Source organism: Lysinibacillus sp. ZYM-1 (assembly GCF_001308875.1).
Taxonomy (GTDB): Bacteria; Bacillota; Bacilli; order Bacillales_A; family Planococcaceae; genus Lysinibacillus.
Genome location: NZ_KQ465110.1, coordinates 41,422 through 54,699, shown reverse-complemented (window position 1 = coordinate 54,699; position 13,278 = coordinate 41,422). Strand labels below are relative to the sequence as shown.

Annotated in this window: 15 protein-coding genes and 2 other annotated features (1 of these 17 only partly in view); all 15 genes read left to right on the top strand. The window is 39.2% G+C overall.

Annotated features, from left to right (window positions below; all coding sequences use genetic code 11):
- Positions 1-155: a binding site (T-box leader), on the top strand; it begins 64 nt to the left of the window's first position.
- 188 nt (positions 156-343) lie between these two features.
- The 15 genes from epsC (at position 344) to rpoB (ending at position 13,262) form a co-directional block, all read left to right on the top strand.
- Positions 344-994, top strand: coding sequence for a serine O-acetyltransferase EpsC (gene epsC, locus AO843_RS05555; RefSeq protein WP_054610148.1), 651 nt, complete (start codon positions 344-346; stop codon positions 992-994).
- On the top strand, positions 991-2,391 hold the full coding sequence (cysS, locus tag AO843_RS05550) for a cysteine--tRNA ligase (protein WP_054610147.1): 1,401 nt from the start codon (positions 991-993) through the stop codon (positions 2,389-2,391). The genes epsC and cysS overlap by 4 nt, the downstream gene beginning before the upstream one ends.
- Positions 2,376-2,816 carry a Mini-ribonuclease 3 gene (locus AO843_RS05545; RefSeq protein ID WP_197278880.1) on the top strand — a complete coding sequence of 147 codons (441 nt, stop codon included), beginning with the start codon at positions 2,376-2,378 and terminating at the stop codon, positions 2,814-2,816. The genes cysS and AO843_RS05545 overlap by 16 nt, the downstream gene beginning before the upstream one ends.
- Entirely contained in the window at positions 2,816-3,568 is a 753-nt protein-coding gene (rlmB, locus tag AO843_RS05540; protein WP_054610145.1) for a 23S rRNA (guanosine(2251)-2'-O)-methyltransferase RlmB, read from the top strand. Before AO843_RS05545 ends, rlmB begins: the two co-directional genes overlap by 1 nt.
- 2 nt (positions 3,569-3,570) lie before the next feature.
- Positions 3,571-4,083, top strand: a complete 513-nt coding sequence (locus AO843_RS05535) for an NYN domain-containing protein (protein WP_054610144.1) — start codon at positions 3,571-3,573, stop codon at positions 4,081-4,083.
- Between the two features lie 68 nt (positions 4,084-4,151).
- Positions 4,152-4,799, top strand: a complete 648-nt coding sequence (gene sigH, locus AO843_RS05530) for an RNA polymerase sporulation sigma factor SigH (RefSeq protein WP_054610143.1) — start codon at positions 4,152-4,154, stop codon at positions 4,797-4,799.
- Between the two features lie 77 nt (positions 4,800-4,876).
- Positions 4,877-5,023 (top strand): 50S ribosomal protein L33, encoded by a 147-nt coding sequence (gene rpmG / locus AO843_RS23925; RefSeq protein ID WP_075807303.1) that lies wholly within the window; start codon positions 4,877-4,879, stop codon positions 5,021-5,023.
- 49 nt (positions 5,024-5,072) lie between these two features.
- A complete protein-coding gene (gene secE / locus AO843_RS05525) occupies positions 5,073-5,258 on the top strand; it encodes a preprotein translocase subunit SecE (protein WP_054610142.1) in 186 nt (61 codons plus the stop codon).
- A 336-nt stretch (positions 5,259-5,594) separates the two neighbouring features.
- Positions 5,595-6,128, top strand: coding sequence for a transcription termination/antitermination protein NusG (gene nusG, locus AO843_RS05520; protein ID WP_054610141.1), 534 nt, complete (start codon positions 5,595-5,597; stop codon positions 6,126-6,128).
- 229 nt (positions 6,129-6,357) lie between these two features.
- Positions 6,358-6,783 carry a 50S ribosomal protein L11 gene (gene rplK / locus AO843_RS05515; protein WP_004233593.1) on the top strand — a complete coding sequence of 142 codons (426 nt, stop codon included), beginning with the start codon at positions 6,358-6,360 and terminating at the stop codon, positions 6,781-6,783.
- A 116-nt stretch (positions 6,784-6,899) separates the two neighbouring features.
- Positions 6,900-7,598, top strand: coding sequence for a 50S ribosomal protein L1 (rplA, locus tag AO843_RS05510; protein ID WP_054610140.1), 699 nt, complete (start codon positions 6,900-6,902; stop codon positions 7,596-7,598).
- A 54-nt stretch (positions 7,599-7,652) separates the two neighbouring features.
- Positions 7,653-7,798: a sequence feature (ribosomal protein L10 leader region), on the top strand.
- A gap of 32 nt (positions 7,799-7,830) precedes the next feature.
- Positions 7,831-8,331 (top strand): 50S ribosomal protein L10, encoded by a 501-nt coding sequence (gene rplJ / locus AO843_RS05505; RefSeq protein ID WP_054610139.1) that lies wholly within the window; start codon positions 7,831-7,833, stop codon positions 8,329-8,331.
- A gap of 73 nt (positions 8,332-8,404) precedes the next feature.
- Complete coding sequence (gene rplL / locus AO843_RS05500) at positions 8,405-8,764, top strand: 50S ribosomal protein L7/L12 (RefSeq protein ID WP_008181586.1); 360 nt, start codon at positions 8,405-8,407, stop codon at positions 8,762-8,764.
- 77 nt (positions 8,765-8,841) lie between these two features.
- Positions 8,842-9,444 carry a class I SAM-dependent methyltransferase gene (locus AO843_RS05495; protein WP_054610138.1) on the top strand — a complete coding sequence of 201 codons (603 nt, stop codon included), beginning with the start codon at positions 8,842-8,844 and terminating at the stop codon, positions 9,442-9,444.
- Positions 9,445-9,686: 242 nt separating this feature from the next.
- Positions 9,687-13,262: a DNA-directed RNA polymerase subunit beta gene (gene rpoB, locus AO843_RS05490; protein WP_197278879.1), complete on the top strand. Its 3,576-nt coding sequence runs from the start codon at positions 9,687-9,689 to the stop codon at positions 13,260-13,262.
- Positions 13,263-13,278 lie beyond the last annotated feature (16 nt).

Below are 13,278 nucleotides of genomic sequence, written 5' to 3'. Positions count from 1 at the left end.
AAGTGGTCTGAGCCTAGGCAAAACTGAAATGCACCTTTGAGCATAAAGCTGAACTATAGTAGGCTTTATCGATTCGTTCCCGTTAAAGAACGTTCAGAGTGGGAGGCTTTTTGCCTTCAATCAGAGTGGAACCACGCAAATTCAGCGTCTCTGTCATTCCTTTTGGGGATGATAGGGGCGCTTTTTATTTTATCTACATTCATTGATGGAGCGTGAGGCATATCAAACGCAAATACCACTTCATCCTAGGCGGAGAGTTCTAAAGAAAATTGACTACAGTGATAGTTCTGCGTGAAGTATTTCGAGGAAATTGAGCAAGACCAACATAAAAAGGGGGGGTTTTGTGTTTAAAAGAATGAAAGAAGATGTGGAAACAATTTTTGAGAATGACCCTGCAGCGCGTAGTGTATTTGAAGTGGTGTTGACATACTCCGGTCTGCATGCCACATGGGCGCATCGAGTGGCTCATTGGTTCTTTAAAAAGCGTTTTTATTTTATTGCTCGTGCTATATCACAAATTAGTCGCTTCTTTACTGGTATCGAAATTCATCCAGGTGCCAAAATTGGCCGCCGATTCTTTATAGACCATGGTATGGGTGTTGTCATCGGTGAAACATGTGAAATCGGTGATAATGTTACTTTGTATCAAGGTGTAACTTTAGGTGGTACTGGGAAAGAAAAAGGAAAACGTCATCCTACATTAGAGGACAATGTCCTTGTTGCAACAGGCGCTAAAGTATTAGGTTCTATCACAATTGGCGAAAATAGTAAAATTGGTGCGGGGTCAGTTGTTTTAAAAGAGGTACCGCCAAATGCAACAGTGGTTGGTATTCCTGGTAAAATAGTAATTAAGGATGGAGTTCGTCTAGAGAAAAAACTTGATCACCAAAATATACCGGATCCTGTAGAAGAACGCTGTCAAGCTTTCGAAAAGCAGATCGTCGTATTAAAGCAGGAAATCGAACGCTTACAAAAGGAGAGAGAGACACAATGAGTATTCAAATTTTCAACTCATTATCACGACAGAAAGAAACCTTCGTACCGCTAGAAGAAGGCAAAGTGAAAATGTATGTCTGCGGCCCGACAGTTTATAACTATATCCATATCGGGAATTCACGTCCTGTTATTGTTTATGATACAGTCCGTCGCTATTTCCAATATAAAGGTTATGATGTGAAGTTTGTATCGAATTTTACGGATGTAGACGATAAAATTATTAAGGCAGCAAATGAATTAGGCGAAGAAGTACATGAATTAACAGAGCGCTTTATTGCTGCGTACTTCGAAGACGTTACAGCATTAGGGTGCAAAAAAGCAGATGTTCATCCACGTGTAACTGAGCATATGGATGATATCATTCAATTTATTCAGGTATTAATTGATAAAGGCTATGCGTATGAGTCGGCTGGTGATGTGTATTACCGCACACGCAAATTTAATGGTTATGGTAAATTATCACACCAATCAGTGGATGATTTGAAAATTGGTGCACGTATTGAAGCTGGCGAGAAAAAAGATGATGCATTAGATTTTGCTCTATGGAAAGCAGCGAAGCCGGGTGAAATTTTCTGGGAAAGTCCTTGGGGCGATGGTCGTCCTGGTTGGCACATTGAATGTTCTGTAATGGCTCGTGAACATTTAGGCGATACTATTGATATTCACGCTGGTGGGCAGGATTTAACTTTCCCACACCACGAAAATGAAATTGCTCAATCAGAAGCACACAATGATAAAACGTTTGCACGTTATTGGATGCATAATGGGTATATTAATATTGATAATGAAAAGATGTCCAAATCTCTTGGGAATTTCATTCTAGTGAATGATATTCGCAAGCAAATTGACCCACAAATATTACGTTTCTTTATGCTATCTGTACATTATCGTCATCCAATTAATTTTGCGAAGGATTTGGTAGAAGCTGCTGCAGCTGGCTTAGAGCGCATTCGCACAGCCTACAACAATGTAAAGCATCGCCTTACTACCACTGTAAGTTTAGGGGATCACTCAGAAGAATGGCTTAGTAAAATTGCTGAACAAAAAGCACAATTTGAAGAAGCGATGGATGATGACTTTAATACCGCTAACGCGATTTCTGTATTGTTTGAGTTAGCTCGTATCGCCAATATCTATTTAAATGAAACGAATACTTGCAAGAAAGTATTAGAAACCTTTATTGAAACTTTTGAAGTACTAGGTGACGTCTTAGGTATTGAATTTGCAAAAGAAGAAGAATTATTAGACGAAGAAATTGAAGCACTACTACAAGAGCGCGTTGATGCACGTAAGAATCGTGACTTTGCACGTTCCGATGAGATTCGTGACCATTTGCAAGCCCAAGGTATCATTTTAGAAGATACACGACAAGGAACTAGATGGAAACGAGGGTAATTAAGTTGGATAAACTTCGCAATGAAGATGTTAAGCAATTAAAAGCGTTGGCGTTAGCCTATATGGGTGACGCCGTATTGGAACAAAAAATACGAGAACATTTGCTACGTTCAGGTCGAGTTAAACCGAATACACTTCATCGAGAGGCAACACGTTATGTTTCGGCAAAAGCACAATCTATGATTGTTCATCGTATGATGGATGAAAATTATTTAACAGAGGAGGAGTTGGCAGTGTTCCGTCGTGGACGCAATGCCAAATCCGGCTCTGTACCAAAAAATACAGATGTTCAAACCTATCGAAATAGCTCAGGCTTTGAGGCGGTACTTGGTAGTTTATATTTATTAAATGAACTTGAACGCGTTTATGAAATCATTGCATATGCTATTCAAATAATCGAGGAATCGAAAGGAGTGTCGAAATAATGGTAGAACAAAATGGTGAAATTATTGCTGGTAAAAACCCAGTGTTAGAAGCACTTCGTTCAGGCCGCGATATGAATAAAGTATGGATCGCAGAGGGTGTAAAAAAATCCGGTGTTAATGAACTGCTAGATCTAGCTCGAGAACGTGGAGTGATAGTTCAATTTGTCCCAAAAAAGAAAGTCGACCAATTATCAAGTGCAAATCACCAAGGAATTGTTGCCTCTGTTGCAGCATATAAATATGCTGAGCTTGAGGATTTATTTGCTGCTGCAGCAAATAAACAAGAAGATCCTTTTTTCTTAATCTTAGATGAGCTAGAAGATCCACATAACCTAGGATCCATTATGAGAACGGCTGACGCAATAGGGGCACATGGTATTATTATTCCAAAGCGTCGTTCAGTGAGTTTAACAGCAGTCGTGGCAAAGTCTTCAACAGGCGCTATTGAACACGTTCCTGTTGTACGTGTAAATAATCTTGCCCAAACAATAGATGAATTAAAAGAACGAGGTATATGGATTGCTGGTACAGATGCAAAGGGCTCTGTAGACTATCGAAAAATGGATGCAACATTACCATTAGCTATCATTATCGGTAGTGAAGGTAAGGGAATGGGACGCTTATTAAAGGAGAAATGTGATTTCTTGTATCATTTACCGATGGTAGGACATGTGACATCACTGAACGCATCAGTAGCTGCAGCGCTTTTAATGTACGAAGTGTATCGTAAGCGTCAAGAAGCGAATACTTAACAATGAAAAGCATTTTGCTAGTTGATGGCTATAATATGATTGGGTCCTGGAAGGAGCTTCGGCCATTGCGGGATACAAATTTTGAGGATGCCCGCAAAAGGTTGATAGAACTTATGGCTGAATATAAGGCAGCTATGGGTTGGCGCGTAATTATTGTCTTTGACGCACACCTTGTACCAGGGGTTGAACAATCTTATTTAGAAAGTGATGTTGAAGTCATTTATACTCGGAAAAATGAAACTGCAGATGAACGTATTGAAAAAATGACGCATGAACTAAAGGCTAGAAATGTACAAATACACGTAGCAACATCCGATATGGCTGAGCAAAGTGTTATCTTTGGTAATGGAGCCTTGAGAAAATCAGCTAGAGAACTAGAAATAGATACAAGCATTATTCAGCATAAAATTTCACATGATGTGAAAAGAAAACAAGAAAGTAAACCGCCTTCACGTATAGAATTAAAGCCAGATGTAGCTCTAGCTTTTGAAAAATGGAGACGAGGATTAAAATGATTGATTGACGCATATTTTCCAATTCCGTTATACTGTTCCTAATTATCTGTTGTGGCTGAGGTGATACCATGTTTAAAAATAGCATTGTACAAGTGACACAAGATTTTGAACGATTCAATGATGAAGAACTTATTGAAATGGTGCATCAAGGTAATACAGATGCGTTGGATTATTTAATTACGAAATACCGTTTGTTAGTTAGAGCGAAGGCTAGATCCTATTTCTTAATTGGTGCAGACAAGGAAGATATCGTGCAAGAAGGAATGATCGGTTTATATAAAGCGATCCGTGATTTTAAAGGGGATAAGCTTGCATCTTTCCGAGCTTTTGCGGAGCTATGTATTACAAGGCAGATTATTACAGCTATTAAAACTGCCACTAGGCAAAAGCATATACCTCTAAACTCCTATATATCTTTGGACAAGCCAATATTTGATGAAGAATCAGACCGGACGCTAATGGATGTATTAACAGGCGCTATCATGGATGATCCAGAAGAATTAATAATTCATAGAGAAGAGTTTGGATATTTAGAAGAAAAGATGAGTGAGATTTTAAGTGAACTAGAGTTACAGGTTTTAGCCTTATATCTAGATGGCCAATCATATCATGAAATTTCTGCAAAATTAAACCGTCATGTGAAATCGATTGATAATGCCTTGCAGCGGGTGAAGCGTAAATTAGAGCGACATTTAGTCCTTGAGGAAATGTCTTAGAGGCTATAGGCCTTTATTGACATTGACAAATATAGGTGTTAGTCTTAAAAAGACAAAGTGCCGAAAAAGGTGAGTATATGGCAAAAAAAGTCGTGCTAAATTGCGAGAAATGTGGATCGAGAAATTACACGTTCCCGGCTAAAGAAGGCTCCACTGTACGCCTCGAATTAAAGAAATTTTGCTCGCATTGCAATGAACATACAGTGCATAAACAAACGCTATAAAATGATATGTAAATAGACAGATTTTGATTGATTCGGAGGTTAAGCTAGAATGGGCAAGATCAAAGGCTTTTTCAGTGATGTAATGTCAGAAATGCGCAAAACAAGCTGGCCAAAAAGTAAAGAACTGACGAAATATACAGTCGTTGTAATTTCAACTGTTGTCATTATGGCTTTATTTTTTGTGGTAGTTGACTTAGGTATTTCATCATTATTCCGCTGGTACTTAGATTTATAATTTAGTAAATAGCATGTTAATACTTATGAAATAGCCCGTCCATTGCAATAACGGGTTTTTTCGTTTGTTTTATCTTCATTCAGCAGACAACTCCATCTTAATGGGTAAGTGAAGTGGGTGAAGTGAATGGCAGTAAGATATTCTCATTATGATAAGTATGATAGTAGCGATAGATGACTATGCTAGTTTCGGTACATATCATCGGGCTTTCTTAGTAAGTAAAGGCTGCGACTATAATGAGATGTTTGTGAAAAGGGTAAGGAATGCATCTAGCATATCACGATTCATTTTCACTTTTATTTGTAAGGGAGGGACGGACGAGGAGTCCTAGTAGTTATGGAGAAAAATTGGTATGTTGTTCATACGTATTCAGGGTATGAGAACCGTGTAAAAGCAAACCTAGAGAAACGTGTAGAAACAATGGGAATGCAAGATAAAATCTTCCGCGTGATTGTTCCTGAGCATGAGGAAACAGAAATGAAGGATGGGAAAAAGCGTACAATGATGCGTAAAGTTTTCCCAGGTTATGTATTAGTAGAGCTTATTATGACAGATGATTCTTGGTATGTAGTACGTAATACGCCAGGTGTAACAGGCTTTATCGGGTCATCTGGTGGGGGAGCAAAACCAACACCTTTACTGCCTGAAGAAGCGGATCGTTTATTACAGCAAATGGGTATGACTGATAAAGTTGTAGAAGTAGATATCTCTATTGGTGAAGCAGTTGAAATTTTAGAAGGACCGTTCGCTCATTTCCAAGGACGTGTTGAAGAAATTGACACAGAAAAAGGAAAAGTGAAAGTGACAGTTGATATGTTTGGTCGCGAAACAATTATGGAGCTAGACTTCGAACAAGTTCAAAAATTATAGACAATTACTAGAACTATGACGTGCCAATTGGTAGATGTTTCGCAGATTTTGTTAATTACCACTTGCTTAAAAAAAATAAAAGTGGTATCATTTCATAGGTCAGACTGTCATATTTTTGTATGGCGTCTGTAATGATAATTTTAATGTTATCGGCAATTAGCTGACAGACAGATATTGAGTGGGAGGGGCAACCCAATTACCACATCACGGACTTAAGGAGGTGTGTCTCGTGGCTAAAAAAGTTATTAAAGTCGTAAAACTTCAAATCCCTGCTGGTAAAGCTAACCCAGCTCCACCGGTTGGTCCTGCATTAGGTCAAGCGGGTGTGAACATCATGGGATTCTGTAAAGAATTCAATGCGCGTACTGCTGATCAAGCTGGTCTTATTATCCCAGTTGAAATTTCAGTATTCGAAGACCGTTCTTTCACTTTCATTACAAAAACTCCACCTGCAGCAGTTCTACTTAAAGTAGCAGCTGGTATCCAATCTGGATCTGGTGAACCAAATCGTAAAAAAGTGGCAACGGTTAAACGTGATAAAGTTCGCGAAATCGCTGAAACTAAAATGCCAGACCTTAACGCTGCTTCAGTAGAAGCTGCTATGTTAATGGTAGAAGGTACTGCACGAAGCATGGGTATTGTTATCGAAGACTAATCCCAGTTACTTGATGTTTTGTTTTTTGGAAGGTTGCGAAGTTTCTTTGTGAACACGCAACCTTTATTCGTGGGAGGTAAAATCCGCTATAACCACAATCAAGGAGGAAATATATAATGGCTAAAAAAGGTAAAAAACTGCAAGATGCAGCTAAATTAATTGATCGTAACTCACTATACAGTGCTCAAGAAGCAATCGAACTTGCTCAAAAAACTAGCACAGTAAACTTCGACGCTACTGTAGAAGTTGCTTTCCGCCTAGGTATTGATACTCGTAAAAATGACCAACAGATCCGTGGTGCAGTAGTGTTGCCAAACGGTACTGGTAAAACTCAACGCGTATTAGTATTCGCGAAAGGTGAAAAACTTAAAGAAGCAGAAGCAGCTGGCGCTGACTATGTAGGTGATGCAGAGTACATCCAAAAAATCCAACAAGGTTGGTTTGATTTCGATGTAATCGTAGCAACTCCTGACATGATGGGTGAAGTTGGTAAACTTGGCCGCGTATTAGGACCTAAAGGTTTAATGCCAAACCCTAAAACTGGTACAGTTACTTTTGATGTAACAAAAGCTATTGAAGAAATTAAAGCTGGTAAAGTAGAATACCGTGCTGATAAAGCTGGTATCATCCATGCTCCTATCGGTAAAGCTTCTTTCTCTGCAGAAAAATTAGTAGAAAACTTCTTAGTTGTATTTGACGTAGTACAAAAAGCAAAACCTGCTGCAGCTAAAGGTACTTATATGAAATCTGTAAATGTTACAACTACAATGGGTCCAGCTATTAAAATTGACGCTGCTAACGTAGTAGTAAAATAATTTATATATATGTATTGACAACAGTGATGATTACATGATATCATCATTGCTGTTGTGAATTATCCATTTGTACCGTAGACAGTAGGAGTGACTTGTCACTTAATGTTCCTACCGAGGACATCGGAATTCAGATTCTTATTTAAAGATGATGACTTTCAGCCTCTGTGTCTATTTGACGTAGGGGCTTTTCTTTTGTCGGTATAAATGACCCATTCTAATAGGAGGTGTCATCATGAGCAAAGCAATCGAAAACAAACAAGTACAAGTTCAAGAGATTACTGAAAAATTCCAAGCTGCTTCTTCTGTAGTAGTAGTGGATTACCGTGGTCTGAATGTTGCACAAGTAACAGAGCTTCGTAAACAACTTCGTGAAGCTGGCGTTGAGTTCAAAGTATACAAAAACACTTTAACTCGTCGTGCTGCTGAAGCTGCTGGTCTTGAAGGAATCAACGAAGTATTAGTTGGTCCTAACGCAATTGCGTTCTCAAATGAAGATGTTGTAGCGCCTGCTAAAATCATCAACGAGTTCGCTAAGAAAAACGAAGCTTTAGAAATTAAAGCGGGTATTATTGAAGGTACAATCTCTTCTGTTGAAGATGTTAAAGCACTTGCAGAACTTCCATCACGCGAAGGTCTACTTTCTATGCTTTTATCTGTACTTCAAGCTCCAGTGCGCAACTTCGCACTTGCAACAAAAGCTGTTGCAGAACAAAAAGAAGAACAAGGTGCGTAATTTAATACGTCCAAAGACTTCTGCGGCATGATCGCAAAAAAATAAAACATTATCCAATTAGGAGGAAATTATAATGAATAAAGAGCAAATCTTAGAAGCTATCAAAGCTATGACAGTTCTTGAATTAAACGATTTAGTAAAAGCTATCGAAGAAGAATTCGGTGTAACAGCTGCTGCTCCTGTAGCAGTAGTTGCTGGCGGTGCTGCTGCAGCTGAAGAAAAAACTGAATTTGACGTAGTATTAGCATCTGCTGGTGCAGAAAAAATCAAAGTAATCAAAGTGGTTCGTGAAATCACTGGTTTAGGTCTTAAAGAAGCTAAAGAAGTAGTAGATAACGCTCCTAAAGCTCTTAAAGAAGGCGTTTCTAAAGATGAAGCTGAACAAATCAAAACTAAACTTGAAGAAGTTGGCGCATCTGTAGAAGTTAAGTAATCTCGCGTTACTTTTTAATAAAAGGAAAGCTCGTCATATTGGCGAGCTTTTTTTCTTCATTCTGAGGAGGCGTGAAAATGTCAGATCACTATTATACAAGTAATCCTCAAACTGAGAGTAAACCTCGTCACTGGACATTCAAGTTACTAGGGCATACGTTTTCTTTTGAAACGGACGCAGGTGTATTTAGTAAAAGCGAAGTAGATTTTGGATCCCGTGTTTTAATAGACGCTTTTCAAATGCCTAATATTGATGGTGCAATTTTTGATGTAGGTTGTGGATATGGACCGATAGGATTATCCATTGCCAAAGCGAATCCAGACCGTACCGTTTTTATGATGGATATAAATGAACGTGCAGTTGCGCTTTCGCAAAAAAATGCGCAAGTGAACGGTGTTCAAAATGTGCGAATATTTGTGAGTGACGGCCTATCGATGGTTGATAAAGGTTTAGAAGCAGCAGCTATCTTAACGAATCCGCCAATTCGTGCAGGGAAGGAAACGATTTTCCGCTTTTACGATGGAGCTTATGATAGACTAGTGTCATCTGGAGAGCTTTGGGTAGTTATTCAGAAGAAACAAGGAGCGCCATCGACAGTAAGTTACCTAGAGGGTAAATTTTCAGAAGTCGATGTTGTCGAGAAGAAAAAAGGGTACTGGATAGTACGTGCAAAAAAATAAGTGAAATATGTATAATTTATTGACTTGACAAATCGGCTATGATAATATGATACAATGCAAAAATATTATTTTGAGGTCGTATGCCCTTTTTGTATAGAATTATTTTGATGTGGGTATACTTGCCAAGATAAGTTTAGTTAACCGAAAATGAGATCTTTTTGAAGACTCGTTTTCTTTTTGTCTTTCGAAATCATACACTATTTGTATGATTTTGCAAAGACCTAATATCGCTTTATTGAGGGGTGAATGAGTTGACAGGTCAACTAGTTCAGTACGGACAACACCGCCAGCGTAGAAGCTTTGCGCGTATTAAAGAGGTGCTTGAGCTTCCAAATCTGATTGAGATTCAAACGGCGTCTTACGAGTGGTTCCTTGAAGAAGGTTTACGTGAAATGTTCCGTGACATTTCGCCGATCGAGGACTTTACAGGTAATCTTTCATTAGAATTCATCGATTATTCATTAGGTGATCCTAAATATGATGTTGATGAGTGTAAAGAGCGAGATGTTACTTACGCAGCTCCATTACGTGTGAAAGTACGTCTTTACAACAAAGAAACAGACGAAGTGAAAGAACAAGATGTCTTCATGGGTGATTTCCCATTAATGACAGAAACAGGTACGTTCATTATCAATGGTGCTGAACGTGTTATCGTTTCACAATTAGTTCGTTCACCAAGTGTGTATTTCCATGATAAAACTGATAAGAACGGTAAAAAAGGTTTTGGAGCTACAGTAATTCCAAACCGTGGTGCATGGTTAGAGTATGAAACTGATGCAAAAGATGTAGTTTATGTACGTATCGATCGTACTCGTAAGCTACCAGCAACTGTGTTACTTCGTGCGCTAGGTTTTGGCTCAGACCAAGAAATTATCGATATTATCGGTGATAACGAGTATTTACGTAATACGTTAGAAAAAGATAACTCTGAAAGTACTGAAAAAGCACTTTTAGAAATTTACGAACGTTTACGTCCAGGTGAGCCACCAACAGTTGAAAGTGCGAAGAGTTTATTATACTCTCGTTTCTTCGACGCAAAACGCTATGATTTAGCGAATGTTGGTCGCTACAAAATGAATAAAAAGCTTCATATCAAAAATCGTCTATTTAACCAAACGATTGCAGAAACGCTTGTAGACCCAGAAACAGGCGAAATTTTAGTAGAGAAAGGTACTGTGCTTGATCGCCGTACTTTAGATAAAATCCTACCTTACCTAGAAGATTCTTCGAAAGGTATTGGTTACCGTACTTTATCACAAGTTGGTGGAGTACTTGAGGATGATGTAACAATCCAATCTATTAAAATTTATGCACCGAAAGATGAAGCACAAAAGGAAATTAATATCATAAGTAATGCCTACATTGATGAAGAAGTGAAGAATATCACACCTGCTGACGTATTATCTTCAGTAAGTTATTTCTTCAACTTACTTTATCAAGTAGGAGCAACAGATGATATTGACCATTTAGGTAACCGTCGTCTACGTTCTGTAGGTGAGTTACTGCAAAACCAATTCCGTATTGGTTTATCTCGTATGGAACGTGTAGTACGTGAACGTATGTCTATTAACGACACAGCAGCTATCGTACCTCAACAGTTAATTAATATTCGTCCAGTAATTGCGTCAATTAAAGAGTTCTTCGGAAGCTCTCAATTATCACAATTCATGGACCAAACAAACCCACTAGCAGAGTTAACACATAAACGTCGTTTATCTGCATTAGGGCCTGGTGGTTTAACACGTGAGCGAGCTGGTTTCGAAGTGCGTGACGTTCACTACTCTCACTATGGTCGTATGTGTCCAATCGAGACACCTGAGGGTCCAAACATTGGTTTAATCAACTCATTATCTTCGTTTGCTAAAGTAAATAAATTTGGTTTCATCGAAACGCCTTATCGCCGTATTGACCACGAAACAGGTCAAGTGACGGATCAAATTGATTACCTAACAGCTGATGAAGAAGATAACTACTACGTAGCACAAGCAAACTCACCATTAAATCCAGATGGTAGTTTTGCTAAAGACGAAGTAGTAGGTCGTTTCCGTGGAGATAACACAGTATTCAGTAAAGCTCAAATGGACTACATGGACGTATCTCCTAAACAAGTAGTTTCTGCAGCGACTGCGTGTATCCCGTTCTTGGAAAATGATGACTCTAACCGTGCACTTATGGGTGCCAACATGCAACGTCAAGCAGTTCCACTTCTTAACCCAGAAGCACCATTCGTTGGTACGGGTATGGAACACGTGGATGCGCGTGATTCAGGTGCGGCTGTAGTAGCGAAGTATGATGGTATTGTTGAGCACGTTGAGGCTCGCTCTATCCATGTGCGCCGTATTGAAGTGATAGACGGCAAAGAGGTTAAAGGCGATCTAACAAAATATAAATTACAAAAATTCATTCGTTCAAACCAAGGTACTTCATATAACCAACGTCCACTTGTAAATGTTGGCGAACGTGTGAAACCTCGTGATATTTTAGCAGATGGTCCTTCAATGGAAAAAGGCGAATTGGCTCTTGGACGTAACGTACTTGTTGCATTCATGACTTGGAACGGCTTTAACTATGAGGATGCTGTTATTATGAGTGAGCGCCTTGTAAAAGACGATGTCTATACATCTGTTCATATTGAAGAATATGAATCAGAGTCTCGTGATACAAAGCTTGGACCTGAAGAAATCACTCGCGATATTCCGAACGTTGGGGAAGATGCACTTCGTAACCTAGACGAACGTGGTATTATCCGTATTGGTGCGGAAGTACGTGATGGTGATATTCTTGTAGGGAAAGTAACACCTAAAGGGGTTACAGAATTAACTGCTGAAGAGCGTTTATTACATGCAATCTTTGGTGAAAAGGCTCGTGAGGTTCGTGATACATCATTACGTGTACCACACGGTGCTGGTGGCATCATTCTTGACGTTAAAGTATTTAACCGTGAAGATGGCGATGAATTACCACCAGGTGTTAACCAATTAGTTCGTGCTTACATTGTTCAAAAACGTAAAATCCGCGTTGGGGACAAAATGGCCGGACGTCATGGTAACAAAGGGGTTATCTCCCGTATCTTACCAGAAGAAGATATGCCGTTCATGCCAGATGGCACGCCTGTTGATATCATGTTAAATCCACTTGGTGTACCTTCTCGTATGAATATCGGACAAGTTTTAGAGTTACACTTAGGTATGGCTTCTCGCTACCTAGGCGTTCACATGGCAACACCAGTATTTGATGGTGCCAATGAAGAAGACGTTTGGGGAACAATGGAAGAAGCAGGGATGAACCGTGATGGTAAAACAATCCTGTATGATGGGCGTTCTGGTGAACCATTTGATAACCGTGTATCCGTTGGGATCATGTACATGATCAAACTTGCTCACATGGTTGACGATAAACTTCACGCGCGTTCAACAGGTCCTTACTCACTTGTTACGCAACAACCACTTGGTGGTAAAGCGCAGTTTGGTGGACAACGTTTTGGTGAGATGGAAGTATGGGCACTTGAAGCATACGGTGCTGCTTATACACTTCAAGAAATTTTAACAGTTAAATCCGATGACGTTGTTGGTCGTGTGAAAACATATGAAGCCATCGTTAAGGGTGAAAGTGTACCGGAGCCAGGCGTTCCTGAGTCATTCAAAGTATTGATTAAAGAACTTCAATCTCTTGGTATGGACGTTAAGATGTTAACAATTAATGATGAAGAAGTAGAGCTTCGTGATTTGGACGAAGAAGAAGATCTTCAACCAGCTGATGCACTTAACATCGCGCCACAGCCAGATACAAAAGAAGAGCCAGTAGAGTCTTTGGAATAATGGAAACCCAAATTTA